The organism is Streptomyces sp. NPDC007095 (assembly GCF_040634475.1).
Lineage (GTDB): Bacteria > Actinomycetota > Actinomycetes > Streptomycetales > Streptomycetaceae > Streptomyces.
Genome location: NZ_JBEYFS010000117.1, coordinates 1 through 20,524, shown reverse-complemented (window position 1 = coordinate 20,524; position 20,524 = coordinate 1). Strand labels below are relative to the sequence as shown.

Sequence of the window (20,524 nt, the reverse complement as noted above, 5' to 3'; positions counted from 1 at the left end):
CCCCTCCTCTCTCAGACTTCGATCTTGCCGAGGCGGCGGATGACGAAGAAGCCGACGGTGTACAGGCCCAGCGAGATCAGGACGAGGGTCTGGCCGAGGCCGGAGCCGGTGACGCGGGCGAGAGCCCCCTCGTTCGAGGAGTTGATCAGGAGCAGCGAACCCAGACCGAGCATCGGGACCGTGAAGGCGGTGGCGTTGACCTCGGAAAGCATGGTGCGGACCTCGCGACGGGTCTCCTTGCGGTCCTCCAGGGTGTGGGTGAGGTTGCGCAGGGAGCTGACGACCGAGCCGCCCGCCTTGTTGGCGAGGACCAGGGTCGTGACCAGGACGATCAGCTCGCGGGAGGGGAGGCGCTCGGAGAGTTCACCGAGGGCGTCGTCGATGGTGCGGCCCAGCATCAACTGGTCGGCCACGTGGGCGAGTTCCTCGCCCGCGGGGGCTTCGAGCTCCTCCGCCGCCATCGCCAGCGCCGTCCGCAGGGCCAGTCCCGCGGCGGTCGCGTTGGCCAGCAGACGTGCCACGTCGGGGAGTTGGCCGATGAAGGCCTCGATACGTTTCTGGCGCTGCCAGTTGAGGAAGATGGCCGCGCTCCACACACCCACGAGGGCGGCGATCGGACCGAAGAAGGGGGCCAGCACCGACGCGGCCATCAGCCACAGCGCGACGACGACGGCGGTGACGTACGTGGCGAACTCCCCCGCCGTCACGTCCAGGCCCGTCGCCGACAGGCGCAGGTGGATCGCCCGGCCGAGGCGGGTGCGGCGCAGCCGGCGGTCGATCGCGGCGAAACGGCGTACGCGGCCGGCCGCGGTGCGCAGCGGGCCGCCGCCGGAGAGGCGGTCGACGAGGGCCTGACGCTGGGCACGGCCCGAGGCGTACGTGTGGACGCCCGCAACGGCGAGGGTGCCGCACAGCACGGTGGCGCCGAGGGCGAGGAGTGCGGGGTCGTTCATGGCTGCCTCCCTTCGGGGGCGGGGTCGGTCATCCGATGGCCCGCCTCGTGTCGAGTACGTCGAGGACCTCGGCCACGCCGAACGCGGGCGGCAGCGGTTCGCCTGCGACGTACAGCTTCTCGGCGGCCTGGCGCGGCAGCTGAAGGTGCTCGAAACGGCCGTGTACGACACGGTCGGGTCCTGCGGGGCGGGGGACGAAGCGGGTGACGGGGACGACGCGGAACTGTTCGCGGCCGTGCGAGACGACCAGGGCTATCTCGCTGACCTTGCGGGAGCCGTCGGCGTGGCGGGTGAGCTGGACGACGACGTCCACGGCCGAGTTGATCTGGTCCTTCAGCGCCTCGAAGGGGATCTGGACCTCGGACATCGAGCCGAGGGTCTGGAGCCTCATGAGGGCGTCCTCGGCGGAGTTCGCGTGGACGGTGGCCAGGGACCCGTCGTGACCGGTCGACATCGCCTGGAGCATGTCGAGGGTCTCGCCGCCGCGGACCTCGCCGACGATGATGCGGTCGGGTCGCATACGGAGGGAGTTGCGGACCAGGTCGCGGATGGTGATATGGCCCTTGCCCTCGACGTTCGGGGGGCGGGACTCCAGCCGGATGACGTGTTCCTGCTGGAGCTGGAGTTCGGCCGAGTCCTCGATGGTGATGATGCGCTCGCGGGACGGGATCAGGCCGGAGAGGGCGTTGAGCAGGGTCGTCTTCCCGCTGCCGGTGCCGCCGCTGACGATGACGTTGAAGCGGGCCCGCACGAAGGCCGCGAGCAGCATCAGCATCTGCTCGTCGAGCGAGCCGAGGCCGATGAGTTCGGGCAGGGTGTACGCGCGGGGGAAGCGGCGGATGGTGAGGGTGGGGCCGGTGAGGGCGAGCGGCGGGATGATGACGTTGACGCGCTCGCCGGTGGGGAGCCGGGCGTCGACCATGGGGTTGGACTCGTCGACGCGGCGGTTGACCGTGGAGACGATGCGCTCGATGGTCTGCATCAGCTGGTCGTGGGAGGCGAAGCGGAGAGGGAGCTGTTCGACCCGTCCCGCGCGCTCCACGAAGATGGAGTCCGGCCCGTTGACCATGATCTCGGTGATCGACGCGTCGGCGAGCAGCGGTTCGAGGACGCCGAGGCCGAGGGCCTCGTCGACGACCCGCCGGATCAGCTGGGAGCGCTCGGCGGAGGACAGGACCGGGCCCTCACGGCTGATGATGTGGCCGAGCACGCGCTCCAGGCGTACCCGGCGTTCGGCCGCCGCCAGGCTCGACATCTCCGCGAGGTCGATCTCCTCGAGGAGCTTGGCTCGGTAGACGGCGACGAGGTGTCCGTCCTCGCGGGCGGGGCCCGACTCGTCGGGGGTGGAGAGTCGGCTGCGCAGGCTCATGGGTTTCCTCAGGTAATCCGTAGTCATTCGTCATCCGTCGGTGTCACGCCATGTGCCGGTTTCGTATGCGAGTGCGTGGGTCGAATGCGTGACCCTTTTCCGGGACTGTCGTTGATCGGATGACAGCATCACGGACGGGGAGGGGGTATCGGTGAGTCGGAAGCTGCCGCTTGCCGTGGGCGAGACCTCCCGCACTGCCTGTGCCCGCGGTCTGCTGCGCAGGGGCGAGGACGAGGCGACCGGCGAACTCCTGTCCGCCGCTGTGCTGGCCGAGCGTGTCGGCTGGGCTGCCGATCTGGTGTCCGGCATGGCCGCCTCGCCGCTGGCCGCCCGCTGGAACACCAGCGACGTGGCCGTATTGGCATCTGGTGAGGACGCGGGCGGCCGGAAGCTGCCGTCGAACGCGTGGATGGCCCTGCGCCGCCTGGGATGGACCGTCAGTCCGGACGAGGGCATCCGTGTCAATGACCGCATCATCGGCATGGCGCTGGAGCAGGCCGGGCGCACTCTGCGCTCGGCGAAGTGGCGCGCCGACCTCACCGCCGGAGTCCTGGCAACCTGGCCTGCCGACCCCGTGAACCGTACGTCTGAGGAATGGGACCTGGTACGTGAGGCGGTTCCCGGCGGGCGGTACATGCCGTCCAGTGTCATCAAAGGCCGTACCCGTCAGATCGCCGCCTTCGAGCGTCAGTACGGCCGACTGCCGACCGATGTGTTCGAGCTGGAAGTCGGGCCCCGGATCGCCCGGATGCTGTTGTTGTCCGCTTGCGATGGGCAGCAGGCCACCGTCGAACGGCACGAGACCGTTCCGGGCCGGGCACTGCTGCGGCTGCAACTGCCTACCCGGCCCGATCCGCGGTCGTACAAGGACTGGACCTGGGTCGCCTGCCGCATCGCGCTTCCGCCGACGATTCCGGCCGGTGCCGTGCTGCACCTGCCCACCCTGCGCGCGACCGGCGGCCAGGTACGCGCCGACCTCGCCTACACCCATGCTGTTCCCAGGGCCGCCCGCGCCGGACACACTGTCGCACTTGGCGTGGACTGCTCGACAGTGGGCAGTTCCCCCGCCGGACAGCATGTCTGACAGAGGATCGCTTAGCTGATCAGAGACGCTCATGGGTTCAGCTCCTCCCTGTCGTTCGTCGGCTCAGTTGTCGGTGGGCATGGTGGCGTGGCGGGTGACGGTGTAGGGGCCGAAGAGGGGGATCACTCCGGGGACCTTGACTTTGACCGTGGCGGTGGTGACGTCGGGGCCGTCGAGATGCGACGGGTCCGGTTTGAGCCAGCCGCTCACGGCGGCCTGTGCGGCGGCGTCGCCGTCGCCGCCCTGTGACTCGACCCGCGCCGCGGCCCGTGCCCCCGTCCCCGCCTGGTTGATCCCGTAGCCGATGAGGCCGAGCTGGATGGCGGCCATCCCGATGACGAGCAGGATGGGCAGGAACCCGGCGAACTCCAGCATGGAGACGCCCCGGTCGTCGCGGAGCCGGCGCCTCAGCCACCGTAGGGGCCTCATCCGTTGTTCCCCTCCAGCGCGGCGCCCGCGTTCCCGTTGACGTGCCAGCCCGCGTCGAAGCCGGGGAAGAAGAGGGGCACGTCGACCTTCACGGTGGCCTTCATCACCGAGCCCGCCGCGCCGCAGCGGATCTCGGCGCCGTTCCAGGCGCCCGGCAGATGTTTGTTCCCGGCCGTCTGGCAGGCCCCGTCGATGTCACCGTTGACCGCGTACGCCGCCGTCGCCGCCCGCGCCGCCTCGTCCGCCGCGTTCCCGGCCAACGAGTACGAGTAGCCGTACAGCACGCACTGCCACAGGATCGTCATCACGACGAGCAGGATGGGGAACATACCGGCGAATTCGAGGGTGACCGCGCCCCGGTCGCCACCCTTGCGCCGCAGTGCCAGTGCGCCCCGGTCCGACGAGGTCTTGCGGCGCCTGCCGCCGCCCCCGCCGGTCTCCTGGGCGACCACGAGTCCGAGTTCCCCCGCCAGCGCCCACAGCGCCTGCTTGACCGTCGAGCGGGTGTCCAGGTCCTGGAGGCGCCCCGCGTCGACGACGGACTGGAGTTCCTTGAAGGCGGCGGGGACGGGGGTGCGGGCGACCTTGGTGCCGGTGACGCGTTCGACGAGGGAGGGCTGGATCTCCGTACCGCGGGCGAAACGGTTGACGACCGTGGTCGTCTCCTCCGCCTTGCGGATCTGGAGGCGGTCCCACATGCGGACCATGCGCTTGGCGGCGCGCACGGCGACCACGTCGGGGGTGACGAGGAGCAGGGCCCGGTCGGCCATCTCGACGGCCGCGGCGGTCGCGGAGTTCATCTGGGCGCCGCAGTCGACGACCACGACGTCGTGGCGGGAGCGCAGGGTGCTCAGCACCTGGCGGGTGACCCGGTCGGTGACCTCCTCGCCGCGTTCGCCCTCGGCCGGGGCCAGCAGCAGGCCCACTCCGCTGTCGTGGGTGTAGACGGCGTCCTGGAGGACGCGGGGGTTGATGTCGCTGATTCCGGCGAGGTCGGCGATCGACCGCCGGAACTGGACGTCGAGGTACGAGGCCACGTCCCCGGACTGGAGGTCGAGGTCCACCAGCGCGACGCTGCGCCCCGACGCCTGTGCGGCGAGGGCGAGTTCGACGGCGGTGACCGTCGCTCCGACGCCGCCCTTCGCCCCGGTGACCGTGACGACGGTGCCGCCGGGGCCCGCGTACAGCTCGGGGGTGCCGCTGCCGAGGTGCCGGCGCATGCCGAGCGACCACCCGGCGGCGGCCTGGACGCGTTCGGCGAGGGCGTCGTAGCCCAGCGGGAGGCCGATGATGCCGCGGGCGCCGGAGTCCATGGCGGCGGTGAGGACACCGGCGCTGGTGTCCGCGGTGATGAAGACGACGCCGATCGCGGGGAAGCGCATGACCACGTCGCGGATCAGGTCCAACGCCGGTACGGGACCTATGCGTTCGTGGACCAGGACGACTTCGGGCAGTTCGTCGAGGGACTCGGCGGCGAGCCGCGCCAGGGTGTCGAGGAGCGCCGTCGAGTCGGGGACGGGCGGGGCCGGCTCGGCGTCCGCGAGCTGGCTCAGCAGGGTGGCGAGCGCGCGCGCCGAGTCGACGTCACTGACGGCCGGGAGGATACGGATGGTCATCGGCGCTGCCCCGTAGTCATCGGCCTCGTGGTCGTCGGCCCCGTAGTCATCGACCCTGTAGTCGTCGACCCCGTAGCCATCGACCCCGTAGCCATCGACCCCGTAGTCATCGGCCTCGTGCGGGGCCATCGGCGCAGTCCCGTGGGGATGGACCTCATGCGCGGCCTCCTACTTGTCCTCGTCGAGGGTGTACGTACGGTCGCCGGGGGCGACGGTCGCGTCGGAGCCGCCCGCGACCAGGGCGAGGCGGACGTGTTCGGCGAACGACTCTGCGTACGCGACGCGTTGGGCGTCGGCGGTGTCGAGCGCGAAGGTGATGGGGACGGCCTGGGTGGCGCTGGTGCGCCGGTCGTTGCTCGACTGCCCGGGGTCGAGGGCGGTGAGTTTGCCGACGTCGATGACGCGGGCGTTCGCCACGATGACCTTGGACTGGTCCTTCTGCTTGTCGTTCTCGGCCTTGAAGGTGGCGTAGATGTTGACCCTGGAGCCCGGGTCGATCTTTCCGGCCACACCGGTCGCCGCGTCGATCATGATCGCGATCTCCTGCTGGCCCGCCTCCAGCGCGGGCCGGTCCACGATCATGTCGGTCTGAAGCAGGGAGCCCTTCTGAAGCTGGGTGACGGCGATCTTCCCGCGGATCTGGCCGAGGCTCGTGACCGCCGTGCTCGACAGCCAGCGCTTGGGCATCGAGACCCTCTGGAACTGGTCGGCCGACAGCTCCTTGTAGGGCGCGATGTCGTCCTTCAGGCGGTACGCCGCCACCTCCGGGCCGACCTTGGAGTTCACGTCGCGGATCACCGAGAGCACTCCGGCGAAGGCGCCCAGGGCGCACAGGACCGAGAGGACCAGCAGGATGACGCCGCGGCGCTGGCGTGAGTTCATGACGCGGACAACCTCGATCGTGGGGCGGGGACGGGCGGGGTCGAGCGGTCGTGCCTGGCGTGGTTCAGCGTGTGTTCTTCGACGTGTTGTTCGACGTGTCGATCAGCGTGTTGTTCGGGCGTACGGACGTGGCTTATGTGGCGCCTCGGGGCAGAGCGCGTACTGAGGATGCTGCCCGCACAGTGGCCGCCGGAAGCTCGGAAGGCGGGGGCAGCGGCGCGGCACAGAACCCGCAGCGGTCACCGATGAGTTCGAGACCGCACCAGTGGCACTCCTCCCGGCGGACGGACGACACGAGCTGGTAGAGCACGGAGACGTCGTACAGACCGGCGGCGAACTCGGCGAGCTTGGTGGTGCCCCACCAGCGGGCCGACTCCTGCGGCAGCGGTACGGCCGCGACGCCCTGCACACGCCAGGCGGGCGCGAGGGTCGCGGTGACCCAGTCGGAGGGCGGCTGGCCCGCGGCGACGAGCAGCCGGGTGCCGAACTCGGGCCCGGGGAGCTCGTCCTGCCCGATCCTGGCCAGCTGCGGGCGTGGATGGGACAGTACGGCGAACTGGGCGCCCGGCACCCATGACTTGGCGTGCGACTTCAGCGTCACCGGGACCCGGTCGAGCTTGGCGACCGAGCCGAGCAGGGCGCCGGCGTAGATGTAGTGGGCGAGCAGCCGGGCGGAGGAGGCGAGCACGCCCGGACTGAAGTCGCAGACCGACAACTGCCGCAACTGCTGGGCCAGCAGCGCCACTCCGAGCGGCGGCAGGTCGATGCCGAGCAGGGCGATGCGGTCGCTCTCCAGGACGGAGCGGACGGTGTGCAGCCGCCGGGTGACCGCGTCCTCGACCGAGGCCGGGTAGAGCGAGATGACGTACCCGTGCTGCTCGATGAGGGCGTGCATGCCCGTGAGGGAGCTTTCGAGACTGTCGAGGGGCTGGATTACGGCGGGTGGGGTCTGCCGGTCGTGCGGCGGGAGCACCAGATCGGGACTGGTGACGGCTATCGCGGTCGGCACGCTGCACACACCCCGTTCACTGTGGCGGGGTGGTCGACCACCGCCTCAGATGGCCCCTGTGACGTCCTCTTGCATCAGCACCATATCCACGGCATGGCCGCCTCAACACCGAATCTTCCACATCAACTCACGGAAGGTACGGCCTTGATCAACGGAGAGTGAGACGAATATGCCACAAGTCGCCCACGTTGTGGGCCCGTTGAGGCAACCGGTCACCCCGGTCACCCACCAGAGGTCTTGACAACCCAATTGGTCTGGACCAACTTGTACGCCAGCAACGTACGACGGTGGCCACCGTTCCGCATCCCCTCCTCTCCCCCCCTCCCCTCCCCTCACCGGAGGTCCCAGTGGACCGCGTCATACGTATGCCCCGACCACCCCGACGGAGATGGGCGGGCGCCCTCGCCGCCGTCGTCACCGCTTCCGTCCTCTCCCTCACCGGTCTGGCCGGCCAGGCCCAGGCGGCGGACGTCAACAACGCCAAGAACGGCGGCTACGAGTCCGGCCTGAGCAACTGGACCTGCACGGCGGGCAGCGGTACGACCGTCTCCTCGCCGGTGCACGGCGGGTCGGCCGCCCTCAAGGGCACGCCCGCCGGGCAGGACAACGCCCAGTGCACCCAGGCCGTCGCGGTCGAGCCCAACTCGACGTACACACTGAGCGCGTGGCTGCAGGGCGGGTACGCCTACCTGGGTGTGACGGGCACCGGCACCACGGACGTCTCGACCTGGACCCCCGACTCCGCCTCCTGGAAACAGCTCTCGACCACCTTCACCACGGGCGCGTCGACGACCTCGGTGACGGTGTACACGCACGGGTGGTACGGCCAGGCCCCGTACTACGCCGACGATCTCTCGGTCTTCGGCCCCGACGGCGGCGGAGGCGGCGACCCGGCCCCCACGGTCCCGGCGGCACCCACCGGCCTGACGGTCTCCTCCACCACGTCCTCCTCCGTCTCCCTCTCCTGGAACACGGTGTCGGGCGCGACGGGCTACAACGTCTACCAGGCGGGTACGAAGGTCCAGTCGACGACGGGAACATCGGCGACCGTCTCCTCCCTCGCGGCCTCCACCTCGTACTCCTTCCAGGTCACGGCGACGAACGCGGCGGGCGAGTCGGCGAAGTCGACGGCGGTCACGGGCACGACGACGGCGTCCTCGGGCGGCGGTGGCGGCGGCTCCCTGCCCAAGCACGCCGTCACGGGCTACTGGCAGAACTTCAACAACGGCGCGACCGTCCAGAAGATCTCCGACGTGCAGTCCCAGTACGACATCATCGCGGTGGCGTTCGCGGACGCGACGACCACGCCGGGCGCGGTGACCTTCAACCTCGACTCGGCCGGGCTCGGCGGCTACACGGTCGACCAGTTCAAGGCGGACATCAAGGCCAAGCAGGCCGCGGGCAAGAAGGTCGTCATCTCCATCGGCGGCCAGAACGGCACCGTGTCGATCAGCGACTCCACGTCCGCGACGAACTTCGCGAACTCCGTCTACTCCCTCATGCAGACGTACGGCTTCGACGGCGTCGACATCGACCTGGAGAACGGCCTCGACGCGACGTACATGACGCAGGCCCTGCGGTCGCTCTCCTCGAAGGCCGGCTCGTCTCTCATCATCACCATGGCCCCGCAGACGATCGACATGCAGTCCACGTCGAACGCGTACTTCCAGACCGCCCTGAACATCAAGGACATCCTGACGGTCGTCAACATGCAGTACTACAACAGCGGTTCGATGCTGGGCTGCGACGGCAAGGTCTACAGCCAGGGCTCGGTCGACTTCCTCACCGCCCTAGCCTGCATCCAGCTCCAGGGCGGCCTCGCCCCCTCCCAGGTGGGTCTGGGCCTCCCGGCCTCGACGAGCGGCGCGGGCAGCGGCTATGTGTCTCCGACGGTGGTGAACAACGCGTTGGACTGCCTGGCCAAGGGCACCAACTGCGGCTCCTTCAAGCCCTCCAAGACCTACCCGGACCTGCGCGGCGCGATGACCTGGTCGACGAACTGGGACGCTGCGGCGGGCAACGCGTGGTCGAACTCGGTGGGGCCGCACGTGCACGGGCTCGGCTGACGGGCCTCTCTCCACGTCCCCTGAGCACGGCCCGCCCCGCCCGGACCTTTCACCGCATCCCGGCTTGTTGCCGGATGCGAACGGTCTCGGCGGTGGCGGGCCGTGGGGTTGTTCCGGCGACCTGTCCTGGGTCGGGGGAGCCGTAGCCGGTGAGGAATTCCCAGGCCCCCTTCGGCTCGTTGAAGGGCTGCCGAATGCCTGCTGAATGCCTGCTGAACAAAAGCGTCACCATCAGATCGCGGGCGGCGTCGCGAACCTGCGAAGGTGTTCGCCATGGATTCCGAGCCGACGGGGTCCGACGCATGACCGGTTTCCGCCACCGGCCCTTTGTCGTCTCTTGACCTGCCCATGCCAAACACTCACCATGAGCGCCACACCCGCACCCCGTACGTCGCACTGATTCCACCCCCCACTCCGCCAAGGAGACTTCATGCGACTTCACAGACGCGGCAGGCGCACCGTCACCCTCGCGACCCTGCTCGCGCTCGCCCTCGCCGCCCCGATCACCGCCACCGCCACCCACGCCACGGCGACGGGAGCGAAGGCCCCCGCACCCTCGGCCGACGACATCCGTCAGTACGAGATCCACCAGAGCACCACCCCGGTGACCCGCACCGCCATCCAGCAGACCGGCGTCACCGTGGACGAGGCCGACGAGGAGACCGTCGTCGTCTCGGGCCGCGCCGACCAGGTCACGAAGCTGCGCCGACTCGGCTACGAGGTCTCGCTGTTGGGGTCCGCGCCGAACCGGTCGAACGGCGCCGGTGACGTCCGCCTCCTCGACTTCCCGTCGGCCGACGCGAAGTACCACAACTACGCCGAGATGAACGCGGAGATCGACCAGCGACTCGCGGCCTACCCGAGCATCATGAGCAAGCGGGTGATCGGGAAGTCGTACCAGGGCCGGGACATCGTCGCCATCAAGGTCAGTGACAACGTGGCCACCGACGAGAACGAGCCCGAGGTCCTCCTCACCTTCCACCAGCACGCCCGCGAACACCTGACCGTCGAGATGGCGCTGTATCTGCTGCGCGAGCTCGGGGCCGGGTACGGCAGCGACTCGCGGGTCACCGACATGGTGAACAACCGCGAGATCTGGATCGTCCCCGACCTCAACCCGGACGGCGGCGAGTACGACATCGCGACCGGCTCCTACCGCTCATGGCGCAAGAACCGTCAGCCCAACTCCGGTTCCTCGTACGTCGGTACGGACCTCAACCGCAACTGGAACTACAAGTGGGGCTGCTGCGGCGGCTCCTCCGGCTCCACGTCCTCCGAGACCTACCGCGGCGCCTCCGCCGAGTCCGCGCCCGAGGTGAAGGTCGTCGCCGACTTCGTGCGCGGCCGGGTCGTCGGCGGGAAGCAGCAGATCAAGGCCGGGATCGACTTCCACACGTACAGCGAACTCGTGCTGTGGCCCTTCGGGTACACCACCGCCGACACCGCGACCGGCATGACAGCGGACGACGCCGCCGCGTTCAAGGCCGTCGGCCAGAAGATGGCGGCCAGCAACGGGTACACCCCCGAGCAGTCCAGCGACCTCTACATCACCGACGGGTCGATCGACGACTATCTCTGGGGATCCCAGAAGATCTTCGACTACACCTTCGAGATGTATCCGACGTCCAGTTCCGGAGGCGGGTTCTACCCGCCCGACGAGGTCATCGAGCGGGAGACCTCACGGAACCGGGACGCCGTGTTGCAGTTGCTGGAGAACGCGGACTGCATGTACCGGTCGATCGGGAAGGCGACGCAGTACTGCGGCTAGGAGTGGGGGCGGACAGGTGGTCGGGGAACTACGGGCCCGTTGTGGCTGGGCGCGCCCACGCGGCGGAGCCGCATATGTCACAGCCCCGCGCCCCTATGAGGCGCTCTCGTCCGGGTCCTCTTCGGAATCCTCACCGTCTTCGAAGTAGGCGTCCAGGACCGCGTCGAGCTGGTCCTCCCACTCCTTGAAGCGCGCCCGGGCCGTCGCCTCGATCTCGATCGGGTACCAGCGACGGTCCGGGGTGTGCACCGTGATGGTGAACCGCTTCCCGAAGCGGGGCGACTCCGTCTCGACGGCGCCGATCTCCTCCCAGCGGAACTCGGCCTCCTGGTCGTCCAGACGCAGCCGTACGCCGCTGTGGTCGGCCTTGATCGAGGCGCGCCGGTCGGACGCCTCGAACACCGGCCCGTCCGGGTCCGGTTCGGGCTCGGAGCCCGAGTCGGATTCGGAGGTGGCCTCCTCTTCGGCCTCGGTGGGCGCCTCCTCGCAGACCCCGTCCTCGGGGGCGGCGTCCTCGACAACCGCCTCCTCGGACACGGCCTCTTCGGAGGCGGCCTCCTCGGACGCGGCCTCCTCGACGGCCGCGTCCTTCGGCTCCGCCTTCGCGGGTGACGTAAGCCCGGGGATGTACGCCGGGTTCACCGCGGCGGCGTCCAGGGGCTGGCTCTTCGAACCTATGCGCTGCTCCACAGCGGGCAGTATGGTCGAAGATCCTGTGTCGGACACAGCCAGCCCCCAAGTTGGCAACACGACCGTTGTACGAAGACGCCCCGTACCTACACGAACAGGCTCACCACCGCCGCCACCGCGAAGCCCGCCACCGACAGCACCGACTCCAGGACCGTCCAGGTCTTGAGGGTGTCCCGTTCGGAGATGCCGAAGTACTTCGCCACCATCCAGAAGCCGCCGTCGTTGACGTGCGAGGCGAAGATGGAGCCCGCCGAGATCGCCATGATGACCAGGGCGACGAAGGCCTGGGAGTGGTCGCCCTCGGTCAGCAGCGGGGCCACGATGCCGGCCGTGGTGACGATGGCGACCGTCGCCGAACCCTGGGCGACACGCAGGACCAGGGAGATGAGGTAGGCGAGGACGATCACCGGCAGGCCGACGTCGTTGAAGGTGTCGGAGAGGGCCTGGGCCACCCCGCTGCCCTTGAGGACCGCGCCGAAGACCCCGCCCGCGCCGACCACGAGCAGAATGTTGCCGACCGGCTTCAGCGAGGCCGTGGACACCGTCTCCAGCGACTTGCGGGACCAGCCGCGGCGGATGCCGAGCAGGTAGTACGCCAGCAGCAGCGCGATCGTCAGCGCGACGAAGGGGTGGCCGAAGAACTCGATGACCGAGCGGCCCGTGGAGGGGTCGAAGGCGATCGAGGAGAAGGTCGCGAACAGGATCAGCACCAGCGGCGTACCGATGATGGCCAGGACCGTGCCGAGCGGCACCGGCTTCTCCTGCGGCGCGACCCCGGCGGCCCGCTGCTCCTCGACCAGCGCGGCCCTCGCCTCGTCGGCGGCCTCGGCCATGTCCTGCGGCACGGGGACGAAGATGCGCCTGCCGATCCACGCGGACCAGGCCCAGGCGGCGAGCACGGCCGGGATGCCGCAGACGATGCCCATGAGGATGACCCAGCCGAGCTGCACGTGGAGCAGTCCCGCGGCGGCGACCGGGCCCGGGTGCGGCGGCAGGAACGCGTGGGTCATGGAGAGACCCGCGAGCAGCGGCAGGCAGTAGAGCAGGATCGACTTGCCGCCGCGCTTGGCGGCCGCGTAGACGATCGGCGCGAGGACGAAGATGCCGACGTCGAAGAAGACGGGGATGCCGAAGATGAGGCCGGTGAGGCCCATGGCGAGGGGTGCCCGCTCCTCGCCGAAGAGGTTCAGCAGCCGGGACGCCAGCACCTCCGCCCCGCCGCTGACTTCGAGGATCGCGCCGAGCATCGTGCCGAGCCCGATGATGATCGCGATGTGGCCGAGGGTGCCGCCCATGCCGGACTCGATGAGGGAGACGGCGTCGGAGCGCTGGACCGTGCCGAAGAGTTCGGTGACGGAGAGGCCGGCCGCGAGGCCGACGGCTATGGAGACGGCGAGCAGCGCCACGAAGGGCTGGAGTCTCGCCTTGATGATCAGGACGAGGAGCAGGGCGATACCGAGGGCGGCGACGGTCAGCAGACCGGCGGTGCCGTGGATGAGGGCGATCAGGCCGCCGGTGTGGGGTGGGGCCGGTGGTGGGGTGGTGGCGGCGAGCAGGCGCATGGGCGAGGACATGAGCGGGGGACCTCTGCAGTCGGGTAAGTGGGGCATGCGGCTTTCGGGCAGGGGGGATCGCGGCACGGCGTCCCATGGGGATGGACGCCGTGCCGTGATGACGTACGGGGTGCGGGAGTTGGAGGGGGCGCTCAGCCCAGTACGGCGAGCGCGTCGATCTCGATGAGGAGGCCGGCAGGCAGGCCGACGTAGACCGTGGTGCGGGCGGCGGGGGGCGCGGTGAGGCCCTGCTCCTCGAAATAGGTGTTGTAGATCTGGTTCATCTCGGCGAAGTGGTCGACGTCCGTGAGGTAGACGCGGATCATCATCGCGTCGTCCCAGCTCGCGCCGCCCTCTTCGAGAATCGCCTGGACGTTGGCGAGGGTCTGGAGGGTCTGTTCACGCAGGGTGGGACCGGCGGGCGTGGGCGGCTTGCCCTCCTCGGCCGGGAGGAAGCCGACCTGTCCGGCGACCTGGAGGATGTTCCCCTTCTTCACGCCGTGCGAGAACTTCGCCGGCGGCGTGGTGTGGGTCTTGGGGGTGAGGGCGGTCTTCTCGGTCATGGACGTCGGGAGCTCTCTTCCTTGGCTGGGGGCTTGCCGGAGTACTCGTGGCTGATGGCGTCGGCGGTCCGGCGCACCAGCGGGAGCAGGGTGAGGAGTTCGTCGGCGGTGACGACGACGTTCGGCGCGGAGACCGACATCGCGGCGACGACGCGTCCGTCGGCGCCGCGGATGGGAGCCGCGACGCAGTTGATGGACTCCTCGTGGCCACCGAGGTCGGTGGCCCAGCCCTGTTCGCGCACCGTGGCCAACTCCTTGAGGAAGGCAGGCGCGTTGGGGGTCGAACGGGCCGTGTACATGGGGTAGTCGAGCTTGTCCGCGACGGCGCGGCGCTCTTGCTCGGGGAGATCGGCGAGGAGGAGTTTGGCGACGGCGGCGACCGTGATGGCGACCGGCTTCCCGATCCGCGAGTACATGCGCACCGGGTAGCGGCTCTCCACCTTGTCGATGTAGAGGACCTCGTTCTCCTCGTACACCGCGAGGTGGACGGTGTGCCCGCAGGTCTCGTTGAGCCGTACGAGATGGGGGTGCGCGATCTCGCGGACGTCGAGGTTCTCGACGGCTTCCTGGGCGAGGGCGAAGAGGCGGGCGCCGAGGCGGTAGCGCTGGTCGGACTGGCGGTAGACGAGGCCGTGCTCGTGCAGGGTGCGCAGGAGGCGGAGCGCGGTGGACTTGTGGACGCCGAGGCGGTCGGCGACCTGGCCGAGGTCGGCGGGGCCCTCGGCGAGCAGCGGCAGGATGCTCAGCGCTCGGTCGACGGTCTGGCTCATGGGGTACGTACCTCCTCCTGGGCCCGCGTGACGGCTTCGGTCCAGCCGGGGCCGAGTCGAAGTGTCTCCCACGCGTCGTCGTCCAGAGCGGCCAGCCGGTCGGCGTGGTCGCGGGAGGGGGGCAGGGCGAGGTCGCCGTGGACGGTGAGGGCGGCGGCGGCCATGAGGTGGCCGTGCCGGAGCCGGTCCCGGGCGGGCAGTGCGCGCAGGGTGGCGGAGAGGAACCCGGCGGCGAAGGCGTCGCCCGCGCCGACGGCCGCCATCACGTCGACGCGCAGGGCGCGTACGAACGTGGTGGTGTCGGGGGCGTCCTGGGCGGCGCCCGCCGCGGCCCTCTCGAACACGGTCGCTCCGTCCCCGCCCTGCTTGACGACGAGGACGGCCGGTTCCGGCAGCGCGTCGCGGATCGCCCGTGCCCCGCGCAGCCCCCAGGCGGCGCGGGCCTCGTCGTCCCCGACGAACACGATGTCCGCGCCGCGCGCGAGGTCGAGCAGGACGCGCGGTCCGTCGGCGTCGCGCCACAACCCGGCGCGGTGGTTGACGTCGAAGGAGACGAGGGGGCGCCTCGCCCGAGGCGCGGTGAGTTCGCGCAACAGGCCGAGGCAGTCCTCGGACAGCGCCGCGGTGATGCCGGACAGGTGCAGTACGCGGCCCGACCGCAGGGCGTCCACGTCCACGTTGTCCCTGGTCATCGCTGAGGCGGCGGATCCGGCCCGGTAGTAGGCGACCTCGTGGGCGTCGCTCGCCCGGTCGCCCGCCGTGCGGAAGTAGATGCCCGTCGGGCGCGCGGGATCCCGTCGTACGGCGGAGGTGTCGACGCCGTACGCGGCGATCGCCTCGACGAGGTGGTCGCCGAACCCGTCGGTGCCGACCCGGCCGACCCAGCGCACGGTGTGCCCGGCCGCGGCGAGCACGCACGCCACGTTGGACTCGGCTCCGCCGATCCCCCGCTCGAACGACGGCACATCGGCGAGGCGTCCCGGCCGGGTGGGCAGGAACGTGACCATGGACTCGCCGAGCGCGACGACATCCACGACGTCCGGGGCGTCGACGGGTCCGTTGGGGGTCACGATGTCTGGGGCTCCTCGCTCTCGCGGCCGACGGGGACCGGGCGGCACCGTTGACCCTGCGTTGGCTGGGATGTTAGACAGCAGTAAACGACATACGCAATGACCGTTGCACATGATGCAACACAGCGCAGCACCCTCGAAGGGATGGCCCCATGACCGCCTCCGAAGCCGCCGCCCGTCCGGCGGCGGACCGTCTCGCCGCGGACCGCGTCGACCACCGCTTCAAGGGCCTCCCCCCGGACGCCGAGGGTCTGACCGTCGCTGAGCTGGCCGCCCAGCGCCGCGACCTCTTCACCGGCGGCTTCACCACCCCCGTCCTCGCCCTGTCCGCCGAGCGCCTGACGCACAACCTGGAACTGATGGAGACGTACGCCGTGCGCCACGGCCTCGCCTTCGCCCCGCACGGCAAGACCTCGATGGCCCCCCAGCTGTTCTGGCGGCAGATCGAGCACGGCGCCTGGGGCATCACCCTCGCCGTGCCCCACCAGGTGCGCGTGGCGAGGGAGTTCGGGATCGAGCGGATCTTCCTCGCGAACGAACTCGTCGACGCGGCGGCGCTGCGCTGGATCGCGTCCGAGCTGGCGGCCGACCCGGACTTCCGCTTCGTCTGTTACGTCGACTCGGTGCGCGGCGTCGGGCTGATGGACGCGGCGCTGCACGGCTCCACCCGTCCGGTGGACGTGGTCGTCGAGCTCGCCGCCGGCGCGGGGGCCCGCACCGGTGTGCGTACGGAGGCGGAGTGCGCGGCGGTCGCGGACGCGGTTGCCGCGACGCGGACCCTGCGGCTGGTCGGCGTGGCCGGTTACGAGGGCGAGGTCCCGGGGGCGGACCCCGAGCGCGTGCACGCCTGGCTGCGGCGGCTGACCGCGCTGGCGGTGGACTTCGACAAGGCGGGCCGGTTCGAAGGAGTGGCGGAGATCGTCGTCAGCGCGGGCGGCAGCGCCTGGTTCGATGCCGTCGCGGACGTCTTCTCCGAGCTCCCCGATCTCTCCCTGCCCGTACTGAAGCTGCTGCGTTCGGGCGCGTACGTCTCGCACGACGACGGCCACTACCGTCGGCTGACCCCCTTCACCCGGGTCCCCGAGGAGGGCGCGCTGCACCCCGCGTTCCGCCTCTGGGCCCAGGTCGTCTCCCGGCCCTCCCCCGAGCAGGCCTTCGTCAACGCGGGCAAGCGCGACGCGGCGTACGACCTCGATCTGCCCGAGGTCCAGGTGGTGCGGCGGGACGGTGCCGAGCGTCCGGCGACGGGTCTGACGGTGACCGCGCTCTCCGACCAGCACGCGTGGCTGCGCACGGACCCGGAGGCGGATGTGGAGGTCGGCGACTGGGTGGGCCTCGGGCTGTCCCACCCCTGCACATCCTTCGACAAGTGGCAGCTGATTCCGCTGGTGGAGGCGGACGGCACGGTCGTGGACTACGTCCGTACGTTCTTCTGAGAGGCCGTTGTGCCGAACGTTTCCTGGAGGCCCCTGTGATGGATCTCGTCATCCGCGACGCGGAGGTCGTCGACGGCACCGGAGACCCCTCGTACCGCGCCGACGTGGGCATCGAGGGCGGCAGGATCACCACCGTGCTCAAGGAGGGGGCGGCGGCCGGCTGTCTGCGGCCGGTCGCCCGGCGGGTCCTTGACGCCGAGGGCCTGGCCCTCTCCCCCGGTTTCATCGACATGCACGCCCACAGCGACCTCGCCCTCCTGCGCGACCCGGACCACAGCGCGAAGGCGGCACAGGGGGTGACCCTGGAGGTCATCGGCCAGGACGGGCTGTCGTACGCGCCGGTCGACGACCGCACCCTCGCGGAGGTCCGGTCCACGATCACCGGCTGGAACGGACCCGGTGACGACATCGACTTCGGCTGGCGTTCGGTGGGCGAGTACCTGGACCGGCTCGACCACGGCTTCGACGGCGAGGGCATCGCGGTGAACGCCGCGTATCTGATCCCGCAGGGCACCGTCCGGATGCTAGCCGTCGGCTGGGACGACCGACCCGCGACGGCGCGGGAGCTGGAGCGGATGCGGCGGCTGGTGGCCGACGGGATGCGCGAGGGCGCCGTCGGCATGTCCTCCGGCCTCACCTACACCCCCGGCATGTACGCCCAGGACGCCGAACTCACCGAGCTGTGCCGGGTGGTGGCGGAGTACGGCGGCTACTACTGCCCCCACCACCGCTCGTACGGGGCGGGCGCCCTGGCGGCGTACGAGGAGATGGTGGCCCTCACCCGCGAGGCGGGCTGCCCGCTCCACCTCGCCCACGCCACCATGAACTTCGGCGTCAACGAGGGCAGGGCCCCGGAGCTGCTGGCCCTCCTGGACGACGCCCTCGCCGCGGGCGCGGACATCAGCCTCGACACGTACCCCTACACCCCCGGCTGCACCACGCTCGTGGCGATGCTGCCGAGCTGGGCGAGCGAGGGCGGCCCGGAGGCGATCCTCGCGCGCCTGAAGGACGAGGAGACGGCCGAGCGCGTCCGGCACCACATGGAGGTGATCGGGGCCGACGGCTGCCACGGCGTGCCCATCGAGTGGGACACGATCGAGATCTCGGGAGTCACCGACCCGGCGCTCGCGTCGTACGTCGGCAGCACGGTCCGGCAGTCCGCCGACCGGCTCGGCGAGAGCCCCTGGACGACCGCCCGCCGCCTGCTCCTCGACGACCGGCTGGGACCGACGATCCTCCAGCACGTCGGCCACGAGGAGAACGTCCGCGCGATCATGCGGCACCGTGTGCACACCGGCGGTTCGGACGGCATCCTGCGCGGCGACAAGCCGCACCCACGCGCGTACGGCACGTTCCCGCAGTATCTGGGCAAGTACGTAAGGGAGTTGGGCGTCCTCTCCCTGGAGGAGTGCGTCGCCCATCTCACCGGCCGCCCGGCCGCCCGGCTGCGGCTGCCCGACCGCGGCCTGGTCCGCGAGGGGTACCGCGCCGACCTGGTCCTCTTCGACCCGGCCACGGTCGCGGCGGGCTCGACGTTCGAGGAGCCGCGCAGACTCCCCACGGGCATCCCGTACGTCCTGGTCGACGGCCGGTTCGTGATCGAGGACGGGCGGCGCACGGACGTACTGGCGGGGCGGGCGGTCCGCCGGACTTCCCGGTGACCGCCCGCCGCCGCACAGAGGTCACGGCTTGGGCAGGGTGCATCCGCTCGCGCTCAGGCTGAGCTTGTTGCCGGTCGTGAAGCAGGCCGGGATCTGGTAGGTCTCCTCGGCGTAGTTGATGCCCGGGTGAATGGTGACGTTGCCGCTCGCGTCGACCTCGCAGGGGTTGTTCACCGTGCAGGTCTCGCCGTCCTCGTTACCGGTGTTGTTGACGGCGACGACCTTGCCGGTGGACTGGTCGATGACCGGCGAGCCCGAGGTGCCGCCGATGGTGTTGCAGGCGGAGGTGTAGCGGATGGAGTCCTTCCAGGTCCAGTCGCCCTCCTTGAGGCGGTACGCGAACCCGTCGATGCTGCAGTTGTAGAGCCGCTTCCAGTAACCGGAGGCGACCGTGATGGCGGTGCCGACGGCCGGGTGCGTGTCCTGCACGGTCAGCGCGCTGATGCCGTACGAGTTCTTGATCGTCGTGTAGGTGCTGGTGAGCTGGTAGATCGTGACGTCCGTGTCGGTCATCGTCGAGTACGCGACCTTGCTGGCCCGCAGGGTCGCCACCCGGGTCCCGGCGGAGTTGAGCAGGCCGAAGGTACGGCTGGACGCCTGGTCGACGATCACTTCACCGGGCTCCGGGAAGCCCGTCTCCAGGCAGTGGCCGTTGGAGAGCACGAGCGCCGGGTCGCTGTCCGCGGAGTTGGGGAAGCGGATGACGGAGCCGGAGCAGTTGCTGAGCGCGACGGTCCCGGCGAGGCTGACGGCCTGGAGGGTCGGCGCCGCCGCCTTCGTGTCCGCCTTGACCGCGGACGTGGACGCGGACGTGGACGTGGACGCCGCCGCGGGTGCGGGTGCCGCGACCGCGGGTGCCACGCCCGCCCCGGTGATCACCAGGGCGAAGAGCGCGGCGACGAGAGGCTTTCTCATGTGGGGGTCCCCTCTTGCGACTTGGGCGGCCGGAGATCTTCCGGCCACTTCCAGTTTTGTCATGCGCATTGTCAATCGAGGGGACGGGAGGGACAAGGAGCGGTTTCCGGCCATGGGCATGCCGGAGCGGCGGGACGGGGCGTGTCGTATACGCGGGCGAGCGACCAGGGGGCAAACACCGCCGCGGGGTCTGCCGTGGCCCGGACAGAACCCGTCGGGACCTGCGGCTACTTCGGCCGCTTGGTGGCGCCCTGGCCGTGGCCGGGGTTGCCGTTGCCGGCACCGCGACCCGTGGTCGCGGTCGCGGTGGGGCTGGTGGTGGGGGTGGTGGAAGTGGTGGGGGTCCCGGCCGACGGGGACCGCGGCGGCGTCGTGGACGGCGTCGCCGAGGTGGACGCGGACGCGCCAGGAGACGTCCGGTCGGCGCTCGCGCCGGAGGCGGCGGACGAGTCGCCCGGCGTCGCCTCCGCCGCGCCGGCGGTCGAGCCACCCGCGGAAGCGGTCGGCTCCGGGGACGCGGACGCACCCCGGCCGTCACCGTCGCTCCGCCCCGAGGGCGAGGAGCCCCCGGACGGCCCGGAGTCGAACAGTCCCACGACCACCGCGCCGAGGACGACCACACTGTTCCTGGTGTACTTCGCGATCGATCCCGTGCGGCAGCTGCTCGGCGTGAAGTGACCGTACGTGTGA

At 70.5% G+C, this 20,524-nt stretch carries 18 protein-coding genes; 6 read left to right on the top strand and 12 right to left on the bottom strand.

Going from position 1 to position 20,524, the window contains the following annotated elements:
- Window positions 1-11: 11 nt before the first annotated feature.
- Window positions 12-953 carry a type II secretion system F family protein gene (locus tag ABZ656_RS33190; protein ID WP_101400393.1) on the bottom strand — a complete coding sequence of 314 codons (942 nt, stop codon included), beginning with the start codon at window positions 951-953 and terminating at the stop codon, window positions 12-14.
- A 28-nt stretch (window positions 954-981) separates the two neighbouring features.
- Window positions 982-2,322, bottom strand: a complete 1,341-nt coding sequence (locus tag ABZ656_RS33185; protein ID WP_101400392.1) for a CpaF family protein — start codon at window positions 2,320-2,322, stop codon at window positions 982-984.
- A gap of 151 nt (window positions 2,323-2,473) precedes the next feature.
- Between ABZ656_RS33185 and ABZ656_RS33180 the strand changes: the two genes are divergently transcribed.
- Window positions 2,474-3,406 carry a hypothetical protein gene (locus tag ABZ656_RS33180; protein WP_360272794.1) on the top strand — a complete coding sequence of 311 codons (933 nt, stop codon included), beginning with the start codon at window positions 2,474-2,476 and terminating at the stop codon, window positions 3,404-3,406.
- Window positions 3,407-3,469: 63 nt separating this feature from the next.
- Here ABZ656_RS33180 and ABZ656_RS33175 read toward each other — a convergent pair whose 3' ends face one another.
- The 4 genes from ABZ656_RS33175 to ABZ656_RS33160 all read right to left on the bottom strand — a co-directional run bounded on the left by ABZ656_RS33175 (window position 3,470) and on the right by ABZ656_RS33160 (window position 7,342).
- Window positions 3,470-3,835, bottom strand: coding sequence for a TadE family protein (locus ABZ656_RS33175; protein ID WP_360272791.1), 366 nt, complete (start codon window positions 3,833-3,835; stop codon window positions 3,470-3,472).
- Window positions 3,832-5,451: an AAA family ATPase gene (locus ABZ656_RS33170; RefSeq protein ID WP_101403717.1), complete on the bottom strand. Its 1,620-nt coding sequence runs from the start codon at window positions 5,449-5,451 to the stop codon at window positions 3,832-3,834. Before ABZ656_RS33170 ends, ABZ656_RS33175 begins: the two co-directional genes overlap by 4 nt.
- Window positions 5,452-5,619: 168 nt before the next feature.
- The gene (gene cpaB, locus ABZ656_RS33165; RefSeq protein ID WP_360272788.1) at window positions 5,620-6,333 is read right to left on the bottom strand and encodes a Flp pilus assembly protein CpaB; all 714 of its coding nucleotides are present in this window, start codon (window positions 6,331-6,333) and stop codon (window positions 5,620-5,622) included.
- A 133-nt stretch (window positions 6,334-6,466) separates the two neighbouring features.
- Window positions 6,467-7,342: a hypothetical protein gene (locus tag ABZ656_RS33160; RefSeq protein ID WP_101403716.1), complete on the bottom strand. Its 876-nt coding sequence runs from the start codon at window positions 7,340-7,342 to the stop codon at window positions 6,467-6,469.
- A 365-nt stretch (window positions 7,343-7,707) separates the two neighbouring features.
- On the opposite strand from ABZ656_RS33160, the gene ABZ656_RS33155 reads away from it, so the two are divergent.
- Both ABZ656_RS33155 and ABZ656_RS33150 read left to right on the top strand, forming a co-directional pair.
- A complete protein-coding gene (locus ABZ656_RS33155) occupies window positions 7,708-9,408 on the top strand; it encodes a glycosyl hydrolase family 18 protein (RefSeq protein WP_360272785.1) in 1,701 nt (566 codons plus the stop codon).
- A 430-nt stretch (window positions 9,409-9,838) separates the two neighbouring features.
- The gene (locus tag ABZ656_RS33150) at window positions 9,839-11,176 is read left to right on the top strand and encodes a M14 family metallopeptidase (RefSeq protein ID WP_360272782.1); all 1,338 of its coding nucleotides are present in this window, start codon (window positions 9,839-9,841) and stop codon (window positions 11,174-11,176) included.
- Window positions 11,177-11,269: 93 nt separating this feature from the next.
- Here ABZ656_RS33150 and ABZ656_RS33145 read toward each other — a convergent pair whose 3' ends face one another.
- The 5 genes from ABZ656_RS33145 to ABZ656_RS33125 form a co-directional block, all read right to left on the bottom strand.
- Window positions 11,270-11,866, bottom strand: coding sequence for a hypothetical protein (locus ABZ656_RS33145; RefSeq protein ID WP_360272779.1), 597 nt, complete (start codon window positions 11,864-11,866; stop codon window positions 11,270-11,272).
- 86 nt (window positions 11,867-11,952) lie between these two features.
- A complete protein-coding gene (locus tag ABZ656_RS33140) occupies window positions 11,953-13,440 on the bottom strand; it encodes a gluconate:H+ symporter (protein ID WP_360272776.1) in 1,488 nt (495 codons plus the stop codon).
- Between the two features lie 131 nt (window positions 13,441-13,571).
- Window positions 13,572-13,982 carry a RidA family protein gene (locus ABZ656_RS33135; protein ID WP_054234976.1) on the bottom strand — a complete coding sequence of 137 codons (411 nt, stop codon included), beginning with the start codon at window positions 13,980-13,982 and terminating at the stop codon, window positions 13,572-13,574.
- A complete protein-coding gene (locus ABZ656_RS33130; protein WP_101400386.1) occupies window positions 13,979-14,752 on the bottom strand; it encodes an IclR family transcriptional regulator in 774 nt (257 codons plus the stop codon). Before ABZ656_RS33130 ends, ABZ656_RS33135 begins: the two co-directional genes overlap by 4 nt.
- Window positions 14,749-15,822, bottom strand: coding sequence for a sugar kinase (locus ABZ656_RS33125; protein ID WP_360272771.1), 1,074 nt, complete (start codon window positions 15,820-15,822; stop codon window positions 14,749-14,751). The genes ABZ656_RS33130 and ABZ656_RS33125 overlap by 4 nt, the downstream gene beginning before the upstream one ends.
- 152 nt (window positions 15,823-15,974) lie before the next feature.
- Between ABZ656_RS33125 and ABZ656_RS33120 the strand changes: the two genes are divergently transcribed.
- A complete protein-coding gene (locus ABZ656_RS33120; RefSeq protein WP_360272768.1) occupies window positions 15,975-17,258 on the top strand; it encodes an amino acid deaminase in 1,284 nt (427 codons plus the stop codon).
- Window positions 17,259-17,296: 38 nt separating this feature from the next.
- Window positions 17,297-18,919 carry a D-aminoacylase gene (locus tag ABZ656_RS33115; protein ID WP_360272765.1) on the top strand — a complete coding sequence of 541 codons (1,623 nt, stop codon included), beginning with the start codon at window positions 17,297-17,299 and terminating at the stop codon, window positions 18,917-18,919.
- Between the two features lie 21 nt (window positions 18,920-18,940).
- Here the strand turns inward: ABZ656_RS33115 and ABZ656_RS33110 are convergent, their stop codons facing one another.
- Window positions 18,941-19,834 carry a serine protease gene (locus ABZ656_RS33110; RefSeq protein WP_360272762.1) on the bottom strand — a complete coding sequence of 298 codons (894 nt, stop codon included), beginning with the start codon at window positions 19,832-19,834 and terminating at the stop codon, window positions 18,941-18,943.
- Window positions 19,835-20,029: 195 nt separating this feature from the next.
- On the opposite strand from ABZ656_RS33110, the gene ABZ656_RS33105 reads away from it, so the two are divergent.
- Window positions 20,030-20,512 (top strand): hypothetical protein, encoded by a 483-nt coding sequence (locus tag ABZ656_RS33105; protein WP_360272759.1) that lies wholly within the window; start codon window positions 20,030-20,032, stop codon window positions 20,510-20,512.
- Window positions 20,513-20,524 lie beyond the last annotated feature (12 nt).